Source organism: Paraglaciecola hydrolytica, assembly GCF_001565895.1.
GTDB classification, from domain to species: domain Bacteria; phylum Pseudomonadota; class Gammaproteobacteria; order Enterobacterales; family Alteromonadaceae; genus Paraglaciecola; species Paraglaciecola hydrolytica.
Genome location: NZ_LSNE01000011.1, coordinates 58,648 through 85,429, shown reverse-complemented (window position 1 = coordinate 85,429; position 26,782 = coordinate 58,648). Strand labels below are relative to the sequence as shown.

General features: G+C 42.9%; 24 protein-coding genes. 14 read left to right on the top strand and 10 right to left on the bottom strand.

All coding sequences use genetic code 11. From position 1 onward, the window contains the following. Positions 1-13: 13 nt before the first annotated feature. The 3 genes from AX660_RS18805 to AX660_RS18795 form a co-directional block, all read right to left on the bottom strand. Positions 14-1,318: a M20/M25/M40 family metallo-hydrolase gene (locus AX660_RS18805; RefSeq protein WP_068380488.1), complete on the bottom strand. Its 1,305-nt coding sequence runs from the start codon at positions 1,316-1,318 to the stop codon at positions 14-16. Positions 1,319-1,437: 119 nt separating this feature from the next. Then, a complete protein-coding gene (locus AX660_RS18800) occupies positions 1,438-2,205 on the bottom strand; it encodes an exodeoxyribonuclease III (protein ID WP_068380485.1) in 768 nt (255 codons plus the stop codon). A 52-nt stretch (positions 2,206-2,257) separates the two neighbouring features. Then, complete coding sequence (locus AX660_RS18795; protein WP_068380483.1) at positions 2,258-2,788, bottom strand: DUF5655 domain-containing protein; 531 nt, start codon at positions 2,786-2,788, stop codon at positions 2,258-2,260. A 201-nt stretch (positions 2,789-2,989) separates the two neighbouring features. Between AX660_RS18795 and ettA the strand changes: the two genes are divergently transcribed. From ettA to AX660_RS18775, 5 genes are all read left to right on the top strand, one after another. Beyond that, a complete protein-coding gene (gene ettA, locus AX660_RS18790; protein ID WP_068380480.1) occupies positions 2,990-4,657 on the top strand; it encodes an energy-dependent translational throttle protein EttA in 1,668 nt (555 codons plus the stop codon). Positions 4,658-5,304: 647 nt separating this feature from the next. Beyond that, complete coding sequence (locus AX660_RS22895) at positions 5,305-5,448, top strand: entericidin A/B family lipoprotein (protein ID WP_082769010.1); 144 nt, start codon at positions 5,305-5,307, stop codon at positions 5,446-5,448. Positions 5,449-5,653: 205 nt separating this feature from the next. Beyond that, a complete protein-coding gene (locus AX660_RS18785) occupies positions 5,654-6,502 on the top strand; it encodes a c-type cytochrome (RefSeq protein WP_068380477.1) in 849 nt (282 codons plus the stop codon). 207 nt (positions 6,503-6,709) lie between these two features. Beyond that, entirely contained in the window at positions 6,710-7,240 is a 531-nt protein-coding gene (locus AX660_RS18780; RefSeq protein ID WP_068380474.1) for a sigma-70 family RNA polymerase sigma factor, read from the top strand. After that, a complete protein-coding gene (locus tag AX660_RS18775; RefSeq protein ID WP_068380471.1) occupies positions 7,237-7,953 on the top strand; it encodes an anti-sigma factor in 717 nt (238 codons plus the stop codon). The genes AX660_RS18780 and AX660_RS18775 overlap by 4 nt, the downstream gene beginning before the upstream one ends. A gap of 85 nt (positions 7,954-8,038) precedes the next feature. On the opposite strand, the gene AX660_RS18770 is transcribed toward AX660_RS18775, so the two are convergent. Beyond that, complete coding sequence (locus AX660_RS18770; RefSeq protein WP_068380468.1) at positions 8,039-8,539, bottom strand: lactoylglutathione lyase family protein; 501 nt, start codon at positions 8,537-8,539, stop codon at positions 8,039-8,041. 94 nt (positions 8,540-8,633) lie between these two features. On the opposite strand from AX660_RS18770, the gene AX660_RS18765 reads away from it, so the two are divergent. From AX660_RS18765 to AX660_RS18740, 6 genes are all read left to right on the top strand, one after another. After that, positions 8,634-9,503, top strand: a complete 870-nt coding sequence (locus tag AX660_RS18765) for a LysR family transcriptional regulator (RefSeq protein WP_068380465.1) — start codon at positions 8,634-8,636, stop codon at positions 9,501-9,503. Positions 9,504-9,653: 150 nt separating this feature from the next. Beyond that, positions 9,654-11,246, top strand: coding sequence for a DUF4331 domain-containing protein (locus AX660_RS18760; protein WP_068380462.1), 1,593 nt, complete (start codon positions 9,654-9,656; stop codon positions 11,244-11,246). Positions 11,247-11,256: 10 nt separating this feature from the next. Further along, positions 11,257-11,760, top strand: a complete 504-nt coding sequence (locus AX660_RS18755; RefSeq protein ID WP_068380459.1) for an Ig-like domain-containing protein — start codon at positions 11,257-11,259, stop codon at positions 11,758-11,760. A gap of 106 nt (positions 11,761-11,866) precedes the next feature. After that, positions 11,867-12,982 (top strand): tetratricopeptide repeat protein, encoded by a 1,116-nt coding sequence (locus tag AX660_RS18750; RefSeq protein WP_068380456.1) that lies wholly within the window; start codon positions 11,867-11,869, stop codon positions 12,980-12,982. A 55-nt stretch (positions 12,983-13,037) separates the two neighbouring features. Next, positions 13,038-14,231 carry a HupE/UreJ family protein gene (locus AX660_RS18745; RefSeq protein WP_068380451.1) on the top strand — a complete coding sequence of 398 codons (1,194 nt, stop codon included), beginning with the start codon at positions 13,038-13,040 and terminating at the stop codon, positions 14,229-14,231. A 70-nt stretch (positions 14,232-14,301) separates the two neighbouring features. Further along, positions 14,302-14,973, top strand: coding sequence for a YceH family protein (locus AX660_RS18740; protein ID WP_068380438.1), 672 nt, complete (start codon positions 14,302-14,304; stop codon positions 14,971-14,973). Positions 14,974-15,255: 282 nt separating this feature from the next. Here AX660_RS18740 and AX660_RS18735 read toward each other — a convergent pair whose 3' ends face one another. The 5 genes from AX660_RS18735 to AX660_RS18715 all read right to left on the bottom strand — a co-directional run bounded on the left by AX660_RS18735 (position 15,256) and on the right by AX660_RS18715 (position 23,711). Next, positions 15,256-15,816, bottom strand: coding sequence for a YdeI/OmpD-associated family protein (locus AX660_RS18735; RefSeq protein WP_068380433.1), 561 nt, complete (start codon positions 15,814-15,816; stop codon positions 15,256-15,258). Positions 15,817-15,841: 25 nt separating this feature from the next. After that, positions 15,842-16,402 carry a nuclear transport factor 2-like protein gene (locus AX660_RS18730; protein ID WP_235594791.1) on the bottom strand — a complete coding sequence of 187 codons (561 nt, stop codon included), beginning with the start codon at positions 16,400-16,402 and terminating at the stop codon, positions 15,842-15,844. Between the two features lie 7 nt (positions 16,403-16,409). After that, on the bottom strand, positions 16,410-20,465 hold the full coding sequence (locus AX660_RS18725; RefSeq protein ID WP_082769009.1) for an EAL domain-containing protein: 4,056 nt from the start codon (positions 20,463-20,465) through the stop codon (positions 16,410-16,412). Between the two features lie 528 nt (positions 20,466-20,993). Beyond that, the gene (locus AX660_RS18720; protein ID WP_235594790.1) at positions 20,994-21,611 is read right to left on the bottom strand and encodes a hypothetical protein; all 618 of its coding nucleotides are present in this window, start codon (positions 21,609-21,611) and stop codon (positions 20,994-20,996) included. A 42-nt stretch (positions 21,612-21,653) separates the two neighbouring features. Further along, positions 21,654-23,711, bottom strand: coding sequence for a S9 family peptidase (locus AX660_RS18715; protein ID WP_068380427.1), 2,058 nt, complete (start codon positions 23,709-23,711; stop codon positions 21,654-21,656). A 268-nt stretch (positions 23,712-23,979) separates the two neighbouring features. Here AX660_RS18715 and AX660_RS18710 point away from each other — a divergent pair, with 268 nt between their 5' ends. The 3 genes from AX660_RS18710 (at position 23,980) to AX660_RS18700 (ending at position 25,889) form a co-directional block, all read left to right on the top strand. Beyond that, positions 23,980-24,354, top strand: coding sequence for a hypothetical protein (locus tag AX660_RS18710; RefSeq protein WP_068380424.1), 375 nt, complete (start codon positions 23,980-23,982; stop codon positions 24,352-24,354). A gap of 157 nt (positions 24,355-24,511) precedes the next feature. Continuing rightward, the gene (locus tag AX660_RS18705) at positions 24,512-24,877 is read left to right on the top strand and encodes a hypothetical protein (protein WP_068380422.1); all 366 of its coding nucleotides are present in this window, start codon (positions 24,512-24,514) and stop codon (positions 24,875-24,877) included. Positions 24,878-25,031: 154 nt separating this feature from the next. Further along, positions 25,032-25,889, top strand: coding sequence for a TIGR02285 family protein (locus AX660_RS18700; RefSeq protein ID WP_082769008.1), 858 nt, complete (start codon positions 25,032-25,034; stop codon positions 25,887-25,889). A 231-nt stretch (positions 25,890-26,120) separates the two neighbouring features. Here the strand turns inward: AX660_RS18700 and AX660_RS18695 are convergent, their stop codons facing one another. Continuing rightward, the gene (locus tag AX660_RS18695) at positions 26,121-26,612 is read right to left on the bottom strand and encodes a DUF6622 family protein (RefSeq protein ID WP_131811834.1); all 492 of its coding nucleotides are present in this window, start codon (positions 26,610-26,612) and stop codon (positions 26,121-26,123) included. Positions 26,613-26,782: the final 170 nt, after the last annotated feature.

Here is a 26,782-nt window from a genome sequence, read left to right as displayed (position 1 = left end):
TATTCCTTGTTTGCTATTTATTAAGTAGAGAGAGGCGATATAACAACACCGCGGTTTTCTCAATGTTCTGAGCAAAAGTACTCATATCTGCCACTTCATCTTTAGTATGACCGCCAGTGCCCATCAGCCCCAAACCATCAATCGCCATATCGACATGGTCAGCCACAAAAGAGATATCCGCCGCCCCCGCATTACGTGGGTTAACCGCACTCACCGGTTTATAACCTAAATCCACACTGACCTTGCTATACATGGCTAATAAGGCCACATTGCCCTGAATTTGTTGCATAGGCGGATAACCTTCATCAAACACCAAGGTTGCATCTGTCTTGGCTAAATGTTGAGTCACGATATATTGCATGGCGGCTTGGGTATTGGCTAATTGCTCGGGCGAGACGGCCCTTAAACCACCTTTAACAATGGCGCTTTGTGCTACCACATTCCGTTTTCCAAAACTTTCAATGGTCGCACCTTTGTCAGATAAACGGGTGCCGCCGGCAATCACGCCAGGGTTAAAACTCAGTAAAGGGGTATCGGCTAACTGCTCACGAAATTCATTGAGAATTCTAGCGAGTTCAAAGATCGCCCCATAACCCACAGCCTCAGTAAAAATTTGTGATGAATGCGCGGCGTTGCCAGTGCTAGTCAATGTCCAGCCAACCGAACCTCGACGTGCGGTTACTGCGGTATTAATATCCCCATCGGCATCTTCAAAACCCAAGGCGATATCTGCCCATATCGCTGCATCCACTAGGGCTTTTTTAGACTTTTCCAAAGGCCTCCCGCTAGATTCTTCATCACCCGTCATCACCACTTTAATATTGAGCTGCTCTAACAACCCCAATTTATGCAAGGCTTGTAGTGCGGCCAACATGATCACATTGCCGCCTTTCATATCGGTAATACCTGGGCCCGCCAATCGGTTTTTGCCCATGTCAGTGACAGTCTGAAATTCATCGTCCTGCGCAAATACGGTGTCTAAATGGCCAATCAGCATAATTTTAGGCGCGGTGGGATTGACCGATGATTCGTAAGTGGCGACAAGGTGTCCGGCTCGGCCAAACTCACTACCATCAATCCACTGGGTGCTAAAACCAATACTATCAAACTGAGTTTTTAATATTTGGCCAACTTGCCGCACACCGGCAAAGTTCATGGTGCCGCTATTAATATTGACCAGTTTTTCTAATAATTTTTGCGAATCATCTAGTTCACTATTGATTTGATTAACGAGCTTTTTTTCAATGCTAACTTCAGCTAAGACCAGAGAAGAGATAAAACAACATGAAAGTAAAAACAGCGAGGTTTTAGTGAACATAGAACAATATTCCGCGACAGGCTAAAAAGTAAATACTAACCTAGCCTGCCATAAGATGCATCTATCCCCTTCATCTGTAACATGCATGTTGGTTGGCCACCTTAAAACTGCTGCTCTGCTTAGTTCAATGCGAGCGTTAGTGCCACGGGGCAATGATCAGAGCCATGTACTTCATTATATATTTCAGCCTCTGTTACTTGGCCGACCAAGCTTAGTGAACACAGAAAATAATCTATCCTCCAGCCAACATTTTTACCTCTGGCACCAGCGCGATAACTCCACCAACTGTATTTAACTTGTTCAGGGTATAAATGCCTGAACGTATCCACAAACCCAGAGTCGACTAAGTTATCCAAACCATCAATTTCCCGTTGAGTAAAACCCGCACTTTTATTGTAATTGGCTTTAGGACGAGCAAGATCAAGGGGTTTATGCGCCACATTTAAATCGCCACATACAACTACTGGTTTACTTTCTTCAAGCTTTTTAAGGTAAGCCAAAAAATCAGCGTCCCATTGCTGGCGATAATCTAAACGTTTTAACTCACTGCCAGAATTTGGGGTATACACTGTCACCAAGTAAAAATCTGCAAACTCAGCACATAGCACTCTGCCCTCTAGGTCATGCTCAGCAATGCCCATATCTCGGGTTACACTAAGAGGTGCTACGCGAGTGATAATACTAGTGCCTGAATAGCCTTTTTTAAGGGCAGAATTGGTAAATATCTGGTAGCCCTGAATGGTCGCCAAGGCTTCGATGACTTGCTCATCCTGGGCTTTGGTTTCTTGTAAACACAGCACGTCACAATCCATGTTGGCAAAGGAAGCCGCAAAGTCTTTGTTCATTGCCGCTCGAATACCATTTACATTCCAAGATACTAACTTCATTTTATGCTCCGTTATCAAATTGCCCTCATTGTAACGGCTAACACAACAAAAGCTAACCCGCTTCGTTGTACGCATCTTGGATAAAAGTAAACAATTCAGCATCCACCTGACTGACGTCAGTTAGTTGCACCCGATGAGTGCACATAGTACCAAATGGCCCTGAACTTTCTAAACGCCCAGCTACAGCTCGGTCATTAAACTTTAAACCCAGATCAATACGGGTTTTGGTACTGGGTTGCACTAAGGCAAACTGGCGTTTGCGCCGAAAAGACACCGCGGCTTTTTTAGGCGCAACCTCCACGTCATCAGCTAATCCACTGATAAACTCATGTAAGGCAGCATAGATAGGGTGTAGGTTTTCTTTATCCTTGTATTGTAATGCCACTAAGTCTTCAGCATTACTGCTGCCGGCATCCGCTTCTCGAAACTTCAAAGCAATTAAATTGGCATAACCATGAGTAATGCCACACTCGCCTTTAAGATAAGCCATAATTTCGCCGTGTTTGCTAAATGCTTTATTAGCTAAAACGGTTTTCCATTGGTCGAGAGTTTTACCGGTTTTTTCACTTAGGTTTTGTTCCATAACTTGCTCCTAAAAAGCTGTCTATCGCGGTTTATCTAAGCAGACAAGTGCCTAGCCTTTCAATATTTTGCGAGATATATTGGTTAATTGAGGTTTTAAAGCTTGTTAAGTCAAGCCTAGCGTAAAATATCTCGTTCACACCTTTTACCTGTCTGGTTCCTTGCATTACACTATGGCAAATTTTCAGGAAGCAATTACATCATGGCGCAATACGTTTATAGCATGCACCGTGTGGGCAAAGTTGTCCCACCCGGCAAACATATTCTTAAAAACATCTCATTAAGCTTTTTCCACGGCGCAAAAATAGGCGTATTAGGTTTAAACGGTTCAGGTAAATCTACTTTATTACGCATCATGGCGGGCATAGATAAAGACATCGAAGGTGAAGCCAATCCGCAAGCGGGTTTAAAAATCGGTTATTTACCCCAAGAGCCAAAACTTGACGAAACAAAAACCGTACGTGGCAACGTTGAGGAAGCCGTGGCCGATGTCGCCCATGCACTAAAACGTATAGACGAAGTGTATGCCGCTTATGCCGAAGAAAACGCTGACTTTGACGCCCTCGCCAAAGAGCAAGGTGAACTCGAAGCCATCATCCAAGCGAAAGATGGTCACAATTTGGAAAATGCCCTAGAGCGCGCAGCCGACGCATTGCGCTTACCACCTTGGGATGCCGATGTCAGTAAGTTATCAGGTGGTGAACGTCGCCGCGTAGCACTGTGCCGTTTGTTGTTAGAAAAACCCGACATGTTATTACTCGACGAACCCACCAACCATTTGGATGCAGAATCCGTGGCCTGGTTAGAGCGTTTCTTACATGACTACGAAGGCACCGTTGTGGCTATTACCCATGACCGTTATTTCTTAGATAACGTGGCCGGTTGGATCTTAGAGCTTGACCGTGGCCAAGGTATTCCGTGGGAAGGTAACTACTCGTCTTGGTTAGAACAAAAAGACGCCCGTTTGCAACAAGAAGAAAAAACCGAAAGCGCTCGTCAAAAATCCATTAAAACCGAATTGGAATGGGTACGTTCTAACGCCAAAGGTCGCCAATCTAAAAGCAAGGCCCGTATGGCGCGTTTTGAAGAGCTTAATACCGGCGATTACCAAAAACGTAACGAAACCAACGAGTTGTTCATTCCACCCGGTGAGCGTTTAGGTGAAAAAGTATTTGAAGTCACAGGCCTGAAAAAATCCTATGGTGACAGACTACTAATAGACGACTTAAATTTCAAAATGCCTAAAGGCGCCATTGTGGGCATTATCGGCCCTAACGGTGCAGGTAAATCTACCCTGTTCAGAATGTTGACTGGCATCGAAAAACAAGACGCTGGCACCATAGATATTGGCAGTACAGTACAACTGGCCAGTGTTGATCAGTTCCGCGATCACATGGACGGTAACAACACGGTTTATAAAGAAATCTCTGACGATTCAGACATTATCCGCATCGGTAACTTTGAATTAAACAGCCGTGCTTATTGCGGCCGTTTTAACTTTAAAGGTGTGGATCAACAGAAGTTTGTTAAAGACTTATCAGGCGGTGAACGTAACCGGGTGCATTTAGCCAAGTTATTAAAAGCCGGTGGCAACGTACTTTTGCTGGATGAGCCCACCAACGACTTGGACGTTGAAACTCTACGCGCCCTAGAAAACGCCATTTTGGAATTTCCTGGCTGTGCCATGGTTATTTCCCATGACCGTTGGTTCTTAGATCGTATCGCTACTCACATCATGGACTACCGTGACGAAGGAAAAATTAACTTCTACGAAGGTAATTACACCGAATACGCCGCCTGGTTGAAAGAAACTTATGGTAAAGATGTAGTAGAACCCCATCGCTTGAAGTACAAAAAAATCAGCAAATAATTGCTGATTTTGTAAAAACCAAACAACGCAAGCCTAGGCTTGCGTTGTTGTTTATGGTCTAAGACACTTATATCCCTACGCGACCAAGATTATGCGCTGAGTGTTGCGATAACCTTTCAAAACATTTTAAAAAAGCCAAGTTGCGTGGCAACACCATTCGTGAGCAGCTAAAAAAGAAGCTTAGGGAAGTGCTACAAAATTAGATTACCTCGCTCCAGCTACAGACTGATATCTCAAGTACAAGAGCAAAAAGTCATTATTTTTGTTGTAGCCATTGGCAAAAGAGAAGCCTACACGTCTTACAAAAGTTGAAAAAAATATAGCCACTATTCAAACCTTAGATAATGCAAAACAGATGTTGCCGTATCTGCGAATCATTCAAGCGAATGGAACTTAGATACAATATAGGGTCACCTCAACAAAAAATGTAAAACCTACCTATTTTTACTGTAAAGATTACAGCTCGATGTGATCACTCGCCAACCTACAGCGCTACACCCCTTATCTGACGTGGAATAAGCAATGGTCTGCAACTTGCTATGATTTACTGTGACCCAAATTATTATGCAAATACAGGCTGTCTCCAATGGCCTTTAATAGAAACATAAACTCGGGGAAATACCCTTAACATCACAGGAAAACCTATTATGAAATTACCTAAATTGAGTTTTTTTAAAACGCTGGCTTTGTGCTGCACTTTACTCATTGGCTTAGCGAGTTGTGCCACAATTGAAGGTGCAGGCAAAGATATTGAAAGCGCTGGTGAAGCCGTACAAGATGCGGCGAATTAGACCAAATACGATCAGCAAAAAAGGCCAGTTACTGGCCTTTTTATATTAAATAAAAACGTCACTGCTATATGACGATACAGATGCCCCTAAAGCTTAGAATGGTTTAAGCACTTTATTATACCCGCGCTATGGTGAAATCTGCCTTACTAACCTATTTATTAATCATCGATAAATACGGCAATTGCCTGACTTACAGGACACACTCATGCTACTTCGTTGGTTTTTTCGTGGTGCTGTTGTATTAACACTAATACTCTTTAGTGGTTTCATTTTTGTCTACTTAGCCAGCGAGGCGCATTTACGCTCATTTTCTCCCCCCTTAGCCTTTGATTTACCAATCCCCGACGATGCCGAGGCAATGAGTCGTGGTGAGCATTTGGTGCAAACCCGTGGCTGCCGTGGATGTCATGGTAGCGACTTGGCCGGTAAAATCATGTGGGATTTTGCCCTTGCCCCAAACTTAGTCGAATACGCTCAACATGAAACGCCTAGGACATTTGAAGCAGCTCTTAGACATGGTATTGGTCGTGATGGAAGAGCGTTATACGCGATGCCTTCATATAACTTTATACGACTACGTGACCAAGATGTTGCTGAGATAATAGGGTACTTACGTACAGTGCCACTGGTAGAAAAAGACCTAGCCACGCCCTCTTTACCTTGGGAGATCCGCAAAGATATTGCACTGGGCAATGACAAAGCCATAGCCCAATATCTTGATTTAGTTCCTGCACTGCAACACCAAGAAAACCCCAACTCCAGTCTCGCCCGTGGTGAATACCTCGCCATGACTACCTGTAATGAATGCCACGGTTTTAGCTTACGTGCCGATTCTCCTTGGGATGATGAAACCGCACCAGACTTAATAATTGTTCAAGCATATGAGGAAGCAGCATTTCGTCACTTAATGAAAACCGGTATTGCTATCGGCGAGCGTGAGGTCGGACTTATGAGCATGGTTGCCCGCTCTCGTTTTGCACATTTTACTGATGAAGAGGTAGGTGATCTTTATCACTTTTTGCAGGATATGAGCAAAAAAGCCAATGCTCCATAGGCCTAGGTCTGTTGAGTACCTTTACTCAATTAATCCTTAAAGCATGTTATAACTCAGGTTTATAACATTGCTTGCTGGTCATCGTGTGTTTGTTATTTATTAGATTTTGTCAGTCAAGCAACATTCTTTTGCAATGTTTTGCATCCAAATTCACTTATCACTCGTTTAATACATTAGCTGATTGATCAAAAAGCAAATAGGAAAACCATGGAACATGAAGAGCATTTGAAACTGCTGGGTAAAACCGCTGCCGGCGACCAGCACGCGTTTGCCTGTTTATATGAGGCAACAAGTCCACAGCTTTACGCCATCTGTTTAAAAATGTTGCGCCGCAAAGAGTGGGCCGAAGATGCAGTGCAGGATGCCTATGTGAAAATCTGGCATAACGCGGGTGAGTATCGCAGCGGCTTAGGCACGGTATTGACCTGGATGGTGAGTATCGCCCGTTATCGTTCCTTGGATATGCTGCGTTTTTACAAAGTACGTAATGAACAAGATATTGACGACCACATCCTACTTGGTGAAGACGACTTACAAGAGCTCTCCAGCGCTGATAAACAGCAGTTAAATTTTTGTTTGGATGAATTAGAGGACACACAAAAACAAGCGATCCATTTAGCGTTTTATTGTGGCCTGAGTCATCAGGAAGTGACCACCCATATGGACGCGCCATTAGGCTCAACCAAAAGCATGATTAGACGCGGCTTGCAGTTATTAAAGAGGTGTTTAGGAATATGAATTATTTAACCCAACAACGACGTGACGCACTCTCAGCAGAGTATGTATTGGGCACATTACGAGGCTCTGCACGAGTACGTTTTAAACGACTCATATTGCAATATCCTGCCATCCGCAGCTCGGTTGAATTGTGGGAGCAGCATATTAATGCCTTAGGCACTCAGCTACAGCCCATCGCACCCGACCCAATAGTGTGGGAAAAGGTCAAACAACGTTTGCAGTTTGATGGGGCAAACCTTGCTAGCGAGCAAGCTGTGGCAACTAATGTGGTGACTTTGCCACTTAAATCTAATCGTAGGTGGAAAGGTTTATCCTTATTAGCTAGCGCGGCGGCTGTGGTATTAGCCGTATTGTTAGTGCAGTTGCAACCTATACCAGTGGCACCCGTGCAGCAGTTTACGGTAATGCAAAACGAAGCGAAAGAGTCCCTCTGGTTAATTGAAATCACTCAGCAAACCCTTGAAACTCGCGCCACGCAAAAAGTTACCCAACGTGCGCAGAATGATTATGAGTTATGGATGGTGCCTACCGGTGGCCAAGCTCCTATTTCACTGGGCTTATTGCCACAGTCTGGCGTCGCATCGATTGCCAAACATCCACAGTTTGATCAAATCGATATCGCGGCATTAGCAGTCAGTTTGGAGCCCAGAGGTGGTTCGCCTAATGGTGCGCCCACAGAAGTGCTCTATGTGGCTGAAATAGCGATATTGTAGTTGCACTCAACAAACAAAAACGCCTTAACTCGGTTGAGTTAAGGCATTTCTTTAGACACCAACATCCCCAATCATCAATATTAAATTAATAAGCGCCCGCGCTGTAAATTAACTCATAACTGTGGCTGTATATTTCCAGTATGTTGCCAAAAGGGTCTTCCATATAAATCATGCGATAAGGCTTTTCACCCGGGTAATAAAAGCGCGGCGCTGCCATGCGTTTTTTGCCACCAGCGGCGACTATGCGCTCAGCCAATTCTTCAACATTGGGATCTTGCACACAAAAATGAAAGATGCCGGTTTTCCAATATTCAAAATTGTTCTCAGGGTTTTCTTGGTTTTTAAATTGGAATAATTCAACTCCAATGCGATCGCCAGTCGACAAATGGGCGATTTTAAAACTGCCCCAGCCTGCACCAAACACCTCGGTACACATTTCACCAATGGGGCTGTCATCTTCAGTAATGTCGGTTGGTTGCATGATGACGTACCAGCCCATCACTTCAGTATAAAATTTTACGGCTTGCTCTACGTTTGGAACCGACAAACCAATATGCGAAAAACTACGTGGATACACTTTGTTCATAAATATTCCTGTTGATGACCATTCGCCAACAGTTTATAAATCACCTATCATTAAGTAAAATTATCATATTTAATAATTATAAGTGCCAAACGTAATGATAAATCCTATCTGGTTACGCAGCTTTTGCACCCTAATTGAAGAAGGCCACTTTACGCGCACCGCTCAGCGCTTACACATGACTCAATCCGGTGTCAGCCAGCATATTCAAAAACTCGAAGAACATTTTTCCACGCCGCTTTTGATTAGGCAGGGCAAGCAGTTTTCATTAACCGATGCAGGAGAACGCCTTAACAGCGAAGCCAAAGACTTATTGTTGGCCATGGACAAAATTGAGCAGTTTGTTGGCAGTGATCCTGCCTATGAAGGAGTGGTGCGGATAAAATCACCGGGTAGTATCGGGCTTAAATTGTATTCTCATTTGTTAACACTGCAGGTGGCCCACCCCAAACTCATCATCGATTATCGTTTTGCCCCCAATGCCGAAATAGAACGTTCCATTAGCGCCCATAATACTGATATCGGTTTTATGACCGAACAAACAAAAACCGATGATGTTATTTGCCAAGCGGTAAGCACAGAGTCTTTGGTGTTAGTTACCCCGGCAAGTATGCAAGAGCCAAGTTGGCAAAACCTCAACAGCCTAGGTTTTATTGCTCACCCCGATGGTCAGCATCACGCCAACCTATTATTCAGGGATAACTATGTGGAGTTTGAGCACATAAGTCAGATTAAAACGTCGGGCTTTTCCAATCAGATCAGTTTGATCCTCGAGCCGGTTAGCCTAGGGCTCGGATTTACCGTACTCCCTGCCCATGCGGTGGCGGCGTTTCATTCACCCCATTTAATAACTACCTTTGCCTTGGCAAAACCGGTTAATGAAACGATTTACCTGTGCACTGCTCGGCATAAAAGCCCGGCGAATCGAGTTAAAACTGTCATTAACGAAGCCTTAAAATGGCTATAGGTATTATTTTAATCTGCCTATAACCCAGCAAACTAGCAGCTTAAAGACGGAATTTGAAAATAGTAAAAATTAATTAACTTATTTTGCATCCACTTGTTCATCTGGATCGTTTGGCTTTAGGACAAAGTTAAAACAACAGAGGAATATGTCATGAACAAGTCTTCACCCAAACTCATTTTGAGCTTATTAGCGACTGCAGTCATCGGCCAGTTTGCCCACGCATCCAGCCATAGAGAAGCCCCCAACATTACGCGTTTTCCCACTTTAGATTCGACTGATTTTTATGCTTTTAATAGTTACGAAGAAGGTCGTGGTGATTATGTCACCCTAATTGCTAACTATATTCCATTACAAGATGCTTACGGTGGCCCCAATTATTTTGCCATGGATCCAGCGGCGGTTTACAGCCTGCATATTGATAACGACGGCGACGCCGTGGAAGATATAAGCTTTCAACTGCGTTTCCAATCCATGTTGCCCAATAACAATCAAGGTGTTGAGTTGACGGTTGGGCCAGAGGGTAATCAACGTATTGTGGGTGTACCACTCAAAAACATTGGTGGTATATCGGCTGCAGATCAAAGTGCGGCAAATTTTAGCGAGTCGTATACCTTAACCTTAGTCACAGGTCCTCAATCTACTGGCACTGCCACTACCCTGCAAAATTCCGCAGACGGTAGTGACACCTTTCATAAACCCCTAGATTTTATTGGTAATAAAACCTTTACTGACTCAGCTAACTATAAAATGTATGCCGACAGTTTTGTTTCTACCTTTGCTATACCAGGTTGTGAACAGATGGCTAAAGTATTTGTTGGCCAGCGTAAAGACCCCTTCGTGGTTAACTTAGGCAAAACCTTTGATTTGGTTAATTATGTGCCAGTAGAAGGTGATAGTGCTCCAAGTGCAGGAGATGCAGGTGGTTTCCCAGGTGGTATCACCCAATCAGCAGCTAACGATAATTTGGCCGACAAAAACGTCACGGCCATTGCCATTGAAGTCCCTAAAACCTGCGTAACAGGTATGGGTAACGGTACTATAGGTGCGTGGACCACAGCGAGTTTACCCCAAGCACGTATCTTAAATCCGGATGCTAAGTTTGCCGCAACTGAAGTTAACGGTGGCGCACTGACTCAGGTATCACGTTTAGGTAACCCTCTGGTTAACGAGTTAGTCATTGGTTTGGCGGATAAAGATACGTTTTCTACCTCACAACCTAAAAACGATACGCAGTTTGCTGACTTTGTTACCCACCCCAGTTTGCCTGAATTGCTTAACATCTTATTTAAAGATGCGGTCAACACAACTCTGGGTACTGACATTGCTACGCTGGCACCAACTAATTTCCCGCGTAACGATTTAGTTACTGCGTTTTTAACCGGCTTCCCTGGGGTAAATCAACTAGCAACGGTGACACCATCTGAAATGCTACGTTTAAATACTGGCATACCAGCAACAGCTGCAGATATGCAGTCTTCTTTTGGGGTAGCAGGTGACGATTTAGCAGGTTTCCCTAACGGTCGTCGTCCGGGTGATGATGTGGTGGATATTGCCTTACGCGTGGTAATGGGTCGTTTGTGTTACCCCATTCCCGTTGCAGGTGTTGAAACTGACTTAGGCTTGTGTGTTCCTGAAGATGCCAGCGTAGGTAACGTCCCCTTTACTGACGGTGCACCGGTAAATGCCTCAATGATGATGAATGCCTTCCCTTACTTAGCCACGCCTTTATCTGGCTCAGAATAAGGAGTCTGTTATGAAACATGTATTACTAAAAAGTGTCATCGTCTTAAGCAGTTTCACTGTGTTAAGTGGCTGTTTTAACTCCAACGATGATGATATGCCTGAGGTTAACACCTCGCCCATGGCAGTGGGTGCAAACTTAACCACACAAACCGACACCGCCATTATGGATAGGTTAAGTGCAACGGATGCACAAAACGATGCCTTGAGCTTTAGCGTAAAAACTGAGCCCACCAGTGGCACTGTGGCTGTGATGAATAATGGTAGTTTTACCTATACACCGGCAGCAAATTTTGTGGGTAGTGATAGTTTTGTATTTAGTGTGACGGATGGCATGACCACGCCAGCCGAAGCCACAATCAACATTACCATCGAAACCCTACAAGTCAGTTTTGCCGATTACAGTCGCCAAGCGTTTAACCAAATGTCATCTGATACGCCTCTGCCCTTAAATGGTCGCGAGTTTACTCAGGATGTGACGGATGAAAACGCCTATGACGACTTATTGCCTGATTAATCTGGCAGTACTGTAAGTTTCACCAGGAAGGTAAGTCTTAGTGACTGCCGCCAAGGACGGCTTTTTTATTTTTATTTTTTTGCCCCTAAAACCCAAAGGATGATTTATGCGCAGCCAACAACGTAGTTTGATGATTATATTGATTCTGCTCGCCCTGTTAATTGCCTTTGGCAGCCAAGCTCGGCCTTATACGCCAACCAGCCAACAACAGATAGTCGCGAGTTGGGATAGCCAAACCGAGCTTCAAACACAAGACATGGATTTGTCACAGCGTATAGACAAAGCCAACTGGCATATTCAACAAGGTCAGTATGCCGGTCAAGCCAACAAACATTATGGCCGAGCCCGTGCCTTATTAGCTCCGCTTTTTGATGACAACCACAACTTAATAGCAGTGGAGCAAAGCTCGTTCAAAAAAAGCCAACTTAACGCCATGTGGGCCCGTGTCTTACAACACCAACATCAGTTTGTATTGGCTCAGCAACTATTAGATCAGGCTATTAGTTTGGATCCCAAAAACACTAATGCCATCTTATTAAAAGCCAACGTATTGCTAGCCCAAGGTAGCTTTGAGCAAAGTAGACAAGTATGCACTCAACTGTTAGGCGCGGCTGACTTAGTCATCACCACGGCTTGCGTGCTCGAAGCAAACGCCAATCTGGATAAACTTACCAGCAGTTATCAGCAGCTAAGAACCTTGCTTAACAATCGAGCTGCACATCAACAACAAGACTGGCTAGTGCAACTAGCCGCCGACATGGCGCTACGCCTAGCACAACCTCAAGCAGCGGCGCAGTGGCTTGAACTCGCCTTAAACCAAGAGCAGCCACTTACCAACAAACCACTAAGTTTTATTGTGTTGTGGGCCGATGTGCAATTAGCGTTGCAACAAGATGATAAGGTGTTAAGCGTGCTCGCGACTATTGTGCAACATGCCGGATTTAAAGATGATGCCCTGTTATTGCGTCTTTCTTTAGCTGAAAAAACCACATCGTCGCAGTACTGGCAAAACCTATTGGCCGAGCGCATTGAGCTACGACTCGCCCGCCAAGACAGTTATCATAGTGCCGAACTCGCCCGTTATTATTTGGATATTCAACCTAATGCCGAGCAGGCCTTACATTGGGCACAAATTAACTGGCAAAAAGCCAAATTGCCTGACGATAAAAACCTATTGGATAGAGCCTTGATGATGCAAAATACGGATATAAGTGCATCATAATTTGTTGGGCCTTTATTGCCTGAAATTTAACTGAATGAGTTTGGAATAAACCACTATGCCGTATTTGTTTCGCTGCCTGCGAGCAGCCTGTGTATTGATCGTTTTTTGTGGCAGTTTACACACAGCCCATGCCCACCAAATGAGTACGGCCTATATCAATTTGGCTCATAGACCGCTACAAGATGAGCCGCTACAAAGTCATCCTCAGCAAGAAATCAGCAAGACCGAAAGCCAAGGTTTGTATGGTCAATTGCAAATAAGATGGTTTGATTTAGAGCTGGTGATTGGCTTAGATGCCAATACCGATGGAGAATTGTCTTGGGCCGAAGTGAATGCCCGTAGCGCAGAAATTAAAGCCTTTGCTCTAGCTAACTTGAAGATCAGCAGCCAGCAGCAAGACTGTGTATTAAACATTCACAACGACATTCAAACCGACATGCACTTTGATGAAGGTTATTTAGTGCTTAATTTCGAAAGTAATTGTGTCCTGCTAGATATTAACGACAAACCACAAGAATTGGCCATTCGTTATGATGCAATCTTTGCCCAAGATGCCGATCATAAACTCTTAGTGAATGCCGACTTATTTGAGCAACACTTTAGCGGCGTGATCGATAGCCAAAATCATGTTTATCACATTGAGCCTGAAAATAATCCCATCTTAAAAGTAATCCGCACTTATATCTATCAAGGTATCTTGCACATATTCAAAGGCACCGACCATATCCTGTTTTTATGTGCGCTATTACTCACCTGCGTATTACAACGCCGTGACCAAGAGTGGGCGGCCAACAACAATAAACGTCAGGTGCTCAAACACACCGCGTGGATCATCACGGCCTTTACGCTGGCTCACTCCATTACCCTTACAGCAACGGCCATGGACTTGATTGTGCCCAGCAGCCATTGGGTCGAGTTTGGTATTGCCTTATCTGTGGTGCTTACTGCGCTGAATAATATCTGGCCTTTAGTATTGCGTTTAGGTTGGATCACCTTTGCTTTTGGCCTGTTGCACGGCATGGGCTTTGCGGGAGTACTAGGTGAACTTGGCCTAGCTAAAGAGCAAAAACTGCTATCGGTACTGTCATTTAATCTCGGGGTTGAAGTGGGTCAACTGATGATACTCGCAGTAGTAATGCCTCTACTATTTTTTGCCGCTAAACGCCGCTGGTATCAACGTTACGGCATACAAATCGCTTCAGGAATAATTGCCCTTATCGCCCTGCAATGGTGTATTGAACGATTATAAAATCCATATTGTTAGGCAAGTTTAAGGCTAAATATGATATAAAATCCTCCTGCAAATTTGAGGATCTTTTATGTTACTTAGCCTTACTCCCTTACAAGCCAGAATTATTGGTGTCTTACTCGAAAAAGAAAGCACCACCCCTGATCAATACCCCTTATCCCTTAACGGCTTGACCTTAGGTTGCAACCAAAAAAGTAATCGCGAACCCGTGCTGGAACTCTCTGAGCAAGAAGTGCAACAAGGGCTGGACGAACTACACGAAAAAAAGTGTATTTTTAATATCACGAGTGCCGGTAGTCGTGTCACCAAATACAAACACCGCTTTTGCAATACCGAATTCAGCTCTTTGCAATTTACTGCGCAGCAACGCGCCATCATCTGTGTGTTGTTATTACGCGGCCCACAAACCCCTGGCGAATTACGCACCCGCACCCAGCGTTTAGCCGAGTTTGCTAATGTGGATGAAGTCGAAAGTAGTTTGCAGGCCTTGTTTGAACTGAAGGGCGAAAAAATCGTCACTAAACTGGCCCGTGAACCGGGCAAAAGAGAATCCCGTTATGCCCATTTATTTTGTGGTGAAACGGGTTTTGAACTACCCAGCGCCGGATCAGAAAGTGAATACGCCTCACCACAAACCAGCAACTCAATGGCTACGCGGGTAAGCGAGCTTGAAACCCAAGTTGATGAACTGACCAAACAACTAGCTGAGCTTCGTGAGATGGTTGAGATACTGAGCGCTTAGTTGCAGAAAAAGCAGAGAGAAGCAGATAAATGCAGTAGATAGATACTAGATGCTAGTATCTAGATAAAGCTAAAAGAGGCTTAACCACAGAGGAAAAGCAAATGGTAAAACAAATAATGTCGAGAACAACAATCAAATCGAGCTGTAACCAATGCGATTTGCTCGTTAATAAACATTAGAGAGAAAGTGTCGTTTTTAGCATCAATGTACTTCTCTCGGTGTTCTCTGTGGTGAACATGTTTTGGTTTTTAATTAGCCAATAATTACTAGCCTCTCGTTTTTTTAATCACTGCTCTTAACTGCTTTTGGCGCACTAAACGCTTTGCTGTAGTAGCCAGAGGGGTCAAAACAACATACACGGCGTTTACCGGATTGCAGCATGTCGCAGGCATCGTTAATTCGCTTAACACGGGTTTTTACCTGCTTGGCCGACGTGACCCAATGTATCCAATCAAGTCGTGCGATGGTGGTGGTATCGTCCCACGTTGCTTTAGCTTCGGGCATAGCCACTAATGCCTCAAACAAATCAGCGGGTACTTGTGGTTCCGGCTCTTGCTCTACTGCTCTAAGTTCAAAGCTAACTGTATCACCAATATTTACGCCCGCTGTTTGAAGTAACTCTTGCTCTAACTTCAACCAGTGACTTAATTGACCATCGGGTTCAAGGGTTACCTGAAAAGCGTGGCCGTTAATCGTGCCATCTACCGAGGTTCGTCCTCGGCGCGGGAGTTTTTCACTGACCTCTTTAGGCAATACCACAAAAGCCCAAATATCTTCATTGTTCGACAGAGTTGGGCATAACAAGGTGGCTGCAAAGCTGGAATGAGTGTCATCTTTTGTCATCTTGATTAGCCTTTTTCTTGCATTTTTACCAATACTCTTTAACTAAGGATATTTTGCCCTCGGTAAAACCAAAGAGCACCAATAAAGCGTGGCTTGCTTGCCATGAACCGTCAGCTTGAATCACGCCATGAGAATACTCTATCGCTGTATGATTTTTACCCGCAATACTGTTCAAAATGCGCACTTCATTGGCTCTAGTGTTTTGATAAGCACCACGTTCTACATTGCGCATAAAGGCTTGGCGCCAGGTGGTTTTATCAAAATTAGCATCGTATTCCACATGGATATAGTTAACGCTATCGTGAGTTAAGGCCAGCAATGCATCGATATCTGTCGGTGTCGAACCTTGGCGGCTAACCTTATCTAAAGCTGCAAAATACGCCCTAATCTGTTCTAACTGACATGATGACTCACAACTTGTCGCCAGTGCCGAAAATGCCAACATACTAACCAACAAGGCAAGTTTTAATTTGTACATAATTTTCATCTCAGCTCCATAGTTCAATTGTCCAATAGTTGGATCACACAATTGATGGCGACTAATAGCAGGTAAAAATGATACGACTAAGGCCTGATAACAGGCCATAAACGCGCTATTTCCTCACTTTGCGTTTGGAGAAGAATTCATCCTCCACCACATTATTGGTTTTACCCAAAGCAAAGGCTTTGGCACTCTCTGCTGTCAGTGGTTTGGCAAAAAGAAAACCTTGTCCTAAGTCACTGCCCATCTCACTTAGCATTTGATATTGTTTGCGGGTTTCAATACCCTCCGCCACCACCTTTAAACTTAGATTGTGCGCTAGAGATACCATAGCGCGCACGATTTCAGAGGCATTGCCATTTTCCGAATGAGTGGCGGTGAGTGCATGCACAAACATACGGTCAATTTTGAGAAACTGCACTGGTAGTTGTTCCAGATAAGCTAATGAAGAATAACCTGTACCAAAGTCATCAATCGCAAATTCAATACCCAATAAATTTAATGCATCTAGGGTTTGTCGTACCGTATCGGCATTTTCCATCAAGGCAGATTCTGTGATTTCCAGCTTTAATACATTGCCCGTGCCCCCCGTGGTCAGCAATATTTCACGGATCTGTTCGATGAGCTCAATGCCGCGGAGTTGTTTAGTCGAAATATTAACTGACATGATGAGCTCAGTACTTATGTCTGGATCATCCTGCCATAAACGTAATTGCTTACATGCCTGCTCAAGTACCCAACGACCAATCTCAATGATTTGACCTGATTCTTCAGCCATAGGGATGAATTTTTCCGGTGAAATAAATCCCTTTTCAGGATGTTCCCAACGTAACAGGGCTTCAAAACCAATGAGCTTTTTACTTGGCATATCAATAATAGGTTGATACATCACAAACATTTGTTCTTTGTTAATGGCTAGGGCAATATCGGTGTCCAGTTTGATACTTTCTATGGTTTGATCGCGCATCTTATTATCGAACAACTGACAAACCCCGCGTCCCATGTCTTTTGCGGTGTACATGGCAATATCTGCGTCACGTAATATTTGCTCTGGTTTATTGTATTGCGAGTCACAAATGACCATACCAATACTTAAACGGAAAGGCACTTTGATACCATCAACTTCTAATGGGGTTTCAAAGGCATTGACGATAGATTGCCCTAAAATTTTGACATTTTTACTGTTTACTTTACCTTCAATAATAACAGTAAATTCATCTCCACCCAGACGCACAGCATGATGTTCACGAGGTAATAAGTACTCTAACCTCCTGGCCGCTGCGACCAAGACCATGTCGCCCACTATGTGACCGAGCGAATCATTTATCTGTTTAAATTTATCACCATCAAGAAACATTAAAGCGAATTTTGCGCTCTTATGTTGACGATTTTTTTCAATCAATTCGTCTAAGTGCTGGATAAGCCATGAACGATTGGGTAAACCTGTTAACGCATCATGAAAGGCCATGTGAAATAGTTTTGCTTCTGCCTCGCGGCGCTCTGCCACCTCAACAAATAATTCGGCGGTACGCTTTTCTACGCGGCTTTCGAGTTCAGCATTAAGTTGCAATACAGTGGAGTTTGCCTCTTCTAATTCCCGAGTTTTTTCCACTACCATTTTTGACAATAATGCTCTTTTACGCTCATTGCTGTGTGACAACCATCTGAGAAATATCGTCAGCAACAATAAAGCCGTCAGTACAAACAGGCTTCTCGCCCACCATGTCATCCACCAAGGACGTAATACCGTCAATTTGATTGTGGCTGGGTCAAGATTCCACACATTGTCGTTATTTGAGGCCACCACCATAAAAGTATATTGGCCAGGATCCAGATTGGTATACCTCACGCGCCGCCTCGTGCTATCAACTTCTGTCCAGTTTTTTTCTAAGGCTTCCAACTTATAGCGGTATTTGTTTTTATTAGGAGAAATAAAATTAAGGGCGGCAAATTCAAAGGTAATATCGCGCTGAGCATAGTCGAGCACCACTTTTCTGACTTCATTAATCGGTTGTTTGATGATCGCGTTTTCACCCGATATTACAGGTTGTTGAAACAGGTCGAGGCCAGTAAAAACGATATTAGGTATATAACTATTACGCGGCAAGTGATTGGGATTGAAACGACTTATTCCGGCAATGCCACCAAAATACATTTCGCCGTTTTTTGTACTTAAATGGCTATAACGATTAAATTGCATACCGGCCAATCCGTCTCCGGTATCAAAAATTTCAAAGGTTTGACTAACAGGATCAAAGCGGTTTAAACCCGAACGAGTTGCCAGCCAAATATTGCCGTCATTATCTTTTTCGATAGAAACAGCCAATTTATCACTCATACCTTGCTCAACTGAGTAACTAGTCAATTTGCCCGAATCTGGTTCAAAATAGAAAAACCCCTGGGTGGCGGCAATCCATAAGGCCCCAGATGGCTCGGGATATATATCAAAAATAATGTCAAATAAACTGCTGCTGGAATAGGATGTAAACTGTTTAGTCAGAGGATCGAATAACTGCAAGCCACCGTTGCCCGCCACCCAATAATTACCCTTACCATCTGCGGCAAAATCATTAATCATCGAATTTAGTGCACCACTGTCACGGCCTAAACTATTGGGAAAGTATGACTCAAACATGGCCGTTTCAGGGTCGTAGATTTGCATCCCACTACCCCACACGCTTATTAACAAACGTCCATCTGACATGGGCTCAATACGAAATATGTTATTGTTATCTAAACGTTTATTTTGCGGGGCCGACGGGTCACGTTTGATATGGCTAAAAGTTTGGCGGTGTTTGTCAAAAATACTAATGCCACCATTCCAAGTACCAATCCATAATTTACCTTTATTGTCATCGGCTAAGGCCAACACGGAATTACTGCTTAGACTAGTGGGATCATTTGCATCATAGGTAAAATGGCTAAATTGCTTAGTAATGGGATCATATCTATCTAGACCCTCACCATCTGTCGCGATGTAAATACTACCATCTTCGTCTTCGTGTAAGTCCATAACATTATTTAATGCAAGGCTATTAGGGTTAGCACTCTTATGTTGCAGGACGGAAAATTTTTCAGTACTGGGTGATATTCTGCGCATCCCAAAGTTATTAAAGGCTAACCACAAGGTACCTTGCCTATCTTCATAAATATCAAAAATAGACACCGCAGGTAAAGCTCGTTTATCTGAGTTAGATGCTGGGTAATGGATGAAGTTGTCACCGGAAGGATTATAACGATGCAAGCCGGTTTTATCGGTACCAAACCATAACTGGCCTTTAGAATCCTGAAAGATTGACCAGAAAGAATCTGAACTGAGTTGCCCAAGTCCAACATCACCTGCGCGATAATGGCGCACCGTTTTTGATGTCGGCTCCATTGCCATAATGCCTTCGTGGGTGGCAATCCATAGGGTTCCCTCATCATCAACCAAGAGGTCTCGTATGCTGCTACCACCCGCTTCCATATCACCAGGTAACTCATACTTTTCATAATCCAGGCTTAAACGGTTTATTTTGAATAAGCCTTCGCCCGAACCAATCCAAAAATAATCTGGATCACTGGCCTGGGCGATGGTTTCAATCACTTTGCGGTCGCCGGTTTCATCCTCACCGTCAAACAAATGGTGAACTACTTCACCGGTTTTGGGATTGAATGATCTAAGGCCAAATCCATCGCCCCCCAACCAAATGAGCCCCTCCACATCTTGATAAAGCGCATGGATGGTTTTAGCGTCGCTTATTTTAAAAACTGTAAAAGATTCATTTGAGGGATGGTATCGACTCAAATGTTTGCCCGCGACCCACAACACATCATCTTGGGTAATTAATAGTTTTCTGGCTAAACTACTGCCAAGGCTAGAGGGATCATCGGGATTATGGGTAAAAGTTTTTAATTTATAGCCATCATAACGACGTAAACCGTTATCCGAACCAATCCATAAAAAACCTTGTTTATCAACGACAGATGAGTAGGCAGCGTCATCCAATAAGCCGTCCTGTAAATACAAGTCATGCACATTTAAAGCGTTATTTACGAAATTGCTACTCTTAGCCGTTTGTATGACTGAAGCAGAAGTTTTAGTACTTGGAGCAGCACTGAGATTGAAATGAGTAAAAAATAATGTAAGAAGAACCGTTATATACCACTCGGATGCTCTTCTGTTCATGCGGATCTTCACTATATTTACTATCTTATTTTTTATACCTTGAAACTACCATCATCGTCGCATTTAACGAAGTTTATTTACAATAAATTAACACATTTAGTAATAGCGATACTTAATGCAGCTATAAACTAAGAGCGGTTTAACACCTGTAACCAGCCTAGATTGGGTATTCAATAAGCAGCTGATCCAATTTGGGTTAAACATGGTTTGTTTTAGGGGCAAGCGTTATACGAATTCCATTAAATAAATAGGCACGTAGAACGCACGGCCCTTACCCTTTCAAATAGCGAGAACGCAGAGCCTTATCCGCTGGGGCGTTCCCTTAGGGCGAGTTTTAAAAGCACATACTCAGCGTTACTCGAACTCGAAAGAGCGCCACTACTACTTCATTCAAGCGCCTTGATTATGTGCTTTTAAATTCTCGCTGAGTGTACATTTATTTAATGGAGTTGGTATTAAAGCCCTGCAGACTGATTTATGCAGTCAAAATCAGTAAACAGAGCCTAAAAGAATGGTGGTATAACCTTGTTAGTCCTGATAACCCCAAGGCGCAGCAGGTTTAGCTATTTCTTTGCTTAAATCAAAATCAACTCTAAATTCTCGACCTTCGCGGATCAAACGATAGGTAAACACCTCTGGGTAGATATACATCTGCCAAATATTGCTACTTGATTGGGGGATGCCCTGTTTCACAAACATTTCCTTTGAATACTGGTCGACAGGGAAAGATTGTACCTGTGCCCAACCTGCATCTTGAGTATGGCCACCATACATAGTGGATTCATCATGGCTACCATCAGCGTGGCGATGATCGTGTTTTAGCGATAATCCCGAACCCGTTTTAGTGATGATCCAAGTGCGCGAGGCATCATCGCCAACATGAAAAGGGATCTGTAACTGTTGCTCGTTACATTTTCTAACATGCATGACTAAAGGCTGCTCATCCATACTACTTGGGCCTTGGTTATCCAAGGTCACCTTGCCCGCAAAAGCTTTACCACACAAAGTCTTAATACTGTCGAAAAAAGCATCATGACTAGGAATAGATACCAGCGGTGCTGGGCTTATTAGCTGTTTAGCACTAAGTGCTATTGGGCTCAATAATACAAAGCTGGCTAGACCCCAGCAGGTTAATTTTTGTAACATTATGACTCCTAAAAAAAGTAGTTTTTTCTATAAAACATTGAGTTAGTGAAGCGTTGAGTCAGGCGCAATGCCTTTAATATATTGATTGTACCAACTCAAATAACGCTCAAAACGGTCTTTTTGAAAAGTCGGCCGATTGATGCCGTGAAACTCCCCCGGATAAACCACTAATTGAGTTTGACGCCCCAAACGTTTCATGGCCTGATACATTTGTTCGGAGTTAAGAATAGGTACATTCCAATCGCTACCGCCGCCCATCCATAAGGTTGGCGTGGTGATCTTAGCCACATCGTTAAAGGACGATATTTTTTCCCAGGCTGCGGCGTTTTCCCAAGGTAAACCTAACTCAATCTCCCAGCCTTGCTGATATTGATCATGGCCATAGTTAGAGCGCATCAAAGCTTCACTGGCACCTGAAATTGCGGCTTTAAAACGTGTCGATTTAGTAATAACGTAGTTGGTCAGTATGCCACCGTAAGACCAACCACCTACCCCAAGCTTGTCAGCGTCAACGTAGCCCTGTGCTACTAGATAATCCACTCCCGCCATCACATCTTGAAAATCGAGATTGCCCCAATCGGCAAAAATTGCCTGTGAAAAATCCTGCCCATATCCAGACGAACCTCGAGGATTAGGTTGCAATACCACATAACCATTGGCCGCTAATAATTGTGCCTGAAAATTAAAGGCAAAGGAGTATTGTGCCACCGGTCCGCCATGGGGATGTAAAATCAAGGGATATTGCATAGCCGGATTAAAACCTAGGGGTTTGGTCACAAAGGCTTCTATTTCTGTGCCATCAGCACTTTTATAATGAATATTTTCGGTTGTGGCTAAATTTAATTGCGCCATTAATGCTTGGTTTGTCGTGGTCAGTGGCACTAACTTAGCCGAGTCCACAGTATACAACTCAGCCATTTGCTCGCGCTTGCTACTTAACACCACTGTGGTTTTTCCGTGCATGGCATAGGCTTCGATTTCCATTTCACCTTTTACATGTTGTTTAATACTGCCGCCTTTAACCGAAACCGACGCAAGATTTTGCTCACCACTGTCTTCGAGCACAAAAAACACCTGACGCCCATCGGCAGAGAATGTGGGCTGGATAATGTTACGATCAAGCTCTGGTGTGAGTAAGCTTGCTTCTCCACCTTTAGCCGATACCAACGCTAACTCATTGGTGGCGTACCACATTAGTTTTTGTGAGGCGGTAATAGTGCTGTAAGCGATACTTTTGCCATCGGGGCTCCACACCGGTGAATCATCTTCACGTGGGTTAGTGGTTAACTGAAATAAGGTAGCGCCCTTATCGGTGTTATCCGCAGATACTATCCAAATATCAGTATTGGCATTGCTGTCTGGCTCGTTGGTACGATTACTCACAAAAGCAATCGACTTACCATCTGGGCTCCAAGCAGGTTGGGAATCATCAAAATCACCTGAGGTAATTTGCCGTGGTGCTATGTCAGAGTGGGGTGTATACACGTATAAATGGCTGCGGTAACGGTCAAGATAACCTTCATAATCGAGTTTAAATTGCAGTCGATCAATTACATGAGGTCTGGGTTTTTTATCATCTTCCTTGTCTTCCGTTAACTCAAAAGGCTGTGGATCTTTAATCAAGAGTAACAATTGTTTGCCATCGGGCGACCATTCGTAGCCTGACACACCTTGTTTTACCGAGGTCAATTGCTGTGCTTCACCACCCAATCGATTTAAGGCCCAAACCTGGGGTTTGTCTTCACTGTCTTTTTTGTCGTCGCCACTTTCACTGCGTTTGGCAATAAAACTGAGGTATTTACCATCAGGACTAAAACGCGGCTCAGAGGCAGAATAGCCTTTGGCTGTCATAGGTAAAGCATCGCCACCCTTAGCGGGGCTCATCCACACACGGGTCTCAGATTTATCCTTGGTTAAGTCACTGCTCGTAATGGTATAAGCAACCCATTTTTCATCAGGGCTTATTTGTGGTTCTGCTATTTTATTGATCGCAAAAAGATCATCTACTTTCAGTGCACGTTTAGTATTTTGTGCCGCCAAACTATTGCTGCTAGTTAATAAAAATATTAACGCAAAACCAATATTTATCCCGTTTTTCATTTACTCAGCCTCTTAATGTGCCATTTATCATTGTTGTTTGTGTGCATGCTCTTATTCAAGCTCACTCTTATTCAAGCTCAATTAACCCAAAATACATCATGGCTCTTTTTAAGAGCTTGCAGTAGTACAATTCACCAAATAATGATTTTTTTCATCATTTTCCGGTATATCGCTCGTATTACAATTTATTAAGCACCTGATTTTAAAGTACTTTATCCTTGGTTCACTTTATGCTTTAACAAGCCACTTTGACACAAATAGAGACCTTATGATGAATAAAAATATGCTTTGGTTAATTGTTATCATCGCTGGCATGAGTTTTTGGGCTTACAAAATTTTTAATACTACACAGGCCTATCACCACGCCAAAATGGCGATACAGGATAGAACTGAATTAGTGCAATCCCTAGGTCATTATGAAGTAACTTACGATTGGTGGTTTGGGGTATTTAGAGCTTTACGTTATGGCGCGGTGCAAGAATTTGAGTTTCATCTATACGCTGACCAAGCAGAAGCAGTAGGTGTGGTTGAAGTGGTAAAAAATGACGGTCATTGGGCAGTGAGTTGCATCAATGTGGTAAACGGTGAATATTTAAACAAACGTATCATTCACGATTGTAATGGATCAGCCAACTCACCATAAATGTGTTTACAAAATTCCAACAGCTCGCTAAATTTCAAGTTAGAATTGAGAGCTAAGCAATTGTTAATAAATCAAATTTTTCTGTATAACATAACATTTACTCAGCAAAAATTAAGTATGATCAAGATGCCTATGATCAGTTTTGGAAAATATCACTATGCCTTATAAAATAAAGAAACTTGAAGAACTAGGCATCATTCAAATAGTTTATTTAGGTGAAGTATCCTTAGATCAACGAATGGCTATTATTACTGAGCTTGCCCTTGATCATATCCATTGTGACAAGCCTAAATTATTGATAGATGCTAGAAGCTTGTTGAGCAGTATGAGTGAAACCGAACAAAAAATTTGGGGTAAATTTGTAGCATCGCGAGAAGAACTAAAAAATGCCACAGTCGCTGTTATCTACAACTCTAATATAGAAATTAATAAAACCGCCATGAAACATGCACAACAATGTGGCCATATTGTCGAACAGTTTCACACTGAACAAGATGCAATCAAATGGTTGTTGTCGAGATAAGAGATATTAGTTTTGAGCCTCGTGTTGCTGAGTCAAACAATAAAAATTGAGTTGATATTGAAAGGCCGCAGAGTTGTACCTACTTATTTATTAATACATTTAACTTAGGATTAAGCTATTGTTAAATAATATGTTTATTTCCCTCACTTAAAAAATGAAAAAGAAAATAACCAGCCTAATTTGCATTATGCTTTTGACTCTCATTGCAGTTAGGGTAACGGCTAAAGAAACCATTAATTGGATGGTAGTAGACTGGCCTCCGCTGATGATTTTAGAAGGGGACGATAAAGGCAAGGGGCTTGCCGATGTATTTCTAACACTTTATCAACAAAATCTCCCCCAATATAAACACCATAATATGATGATGAATTTTGCAAGATATTGGCATGGAGCCAAAAATGGCGAACCTATTTGCAACCTACTTACTTTAAAAAATCAAGGGCGTGAAGACTATATGCACTTCTCTATTCCAGCAGCGATGACCTTGCCTAACAGTATTATCATGAAGCAAGAAAATATCGCTAAGTTGGGCAATCCTAAGTCATATTCCTTAGCAAAACTTATGGTCGATAAACAATTTATAGGGATCTTAGAAAGCGGACGATCATACTCTCAACAAATTGATGTTTTGCTAAATGAGCATCAAGCATCCTCTAATTTAATTCGAGGAGTAAATAGCGCTAGGCAGTTGATCCAAATGTTAGAGTTAGGACGCATCGAGTATATTATTGAGTACCCTTACATAGCAGACTATTTGCGCTCTCAATATACCAAACAGACTCAACAATTTGGCAGTATTGGCATAGACGAAATTCCGCCCTATTACTTAACTTATGTAGCCTGCCCTAAAACAGATTGGGGTAAAAACGTTATTGATTCAGTTAATCAAATGTTGTTAAAAATCCGTCCAACACCTGAGTACCGCGCAGCCAATGAACGTTGGTACGTTTATCCCCGTGAGATTGAACTTATTCGCCACGTTTATAAAACAGAGTTGTTAGATAGTCGTTAACTTAACATGAGCGGCACCCAACTACCTGGAATAGTTAATTGTTTATCCTGCACTGAATAACTTAGCCATTTGGTTAGACAATTTTAAACCTGACACTATTACCACAGTAATAAAGACACACTCAGGATTAAAATAGTACTCTTTGCTCTTTGTTATTTGTGTCCTACCTACTCCCTGTGTTTATAGAGGGTAAATGGCTTAGGATTTTAACTATCCTCTAGTCACTATCTACTATTCACTGCTTTTACTTGCCTTAAACATCACCAAACAACGTGCTAAAAAGGTACCGCTAAAAACACCATATAACATACAAATTAACGCAATAAATACCATGTCGTTAATTATGGGCAGACTTCGAGCAACGGCAAAACCCATAAAATACTTTGTGAAAAAAATGGCCATCATCAAGGCAAGAGGAGTCCAACTGCCAGGAATAGTTAATTTATTATTCTTTAGTGAGTAGCTAACTACCTTAGGGTAGGCAAGTTTTAGTCCCAGCATTAAAGCGAGTACCAAGCCTAAAACCCAAAGTGCCAGAGTTACCAGGGAAAGACCAAAAACCGAGTAAACTCCAAACAAAGAAAATAGCACCATAGCCAGTGGCAGAATAAAAATGGTCTTAACTCTTACTTTACGTTGTTTGCTTTGCATAAAACCCAAGGTCAGTAAGGCAAAAAACACCACAAAAACCCAAGTTGGGGTATGGCTAATAATCTGTGACACAGGCAACATCCTTTTAAAATAGTGATGGTTTTAGATTTGCGCCGATTGTACAAGTCTGTTGCTACAAAAGATAATTGGTTTGTGGCTAGTTACTATTTGCTAGCGACTATTTTCTGCACTTATGGCCTTTAATATTTCTGCCACAAAAATGCCATATACTGCAGCGGATT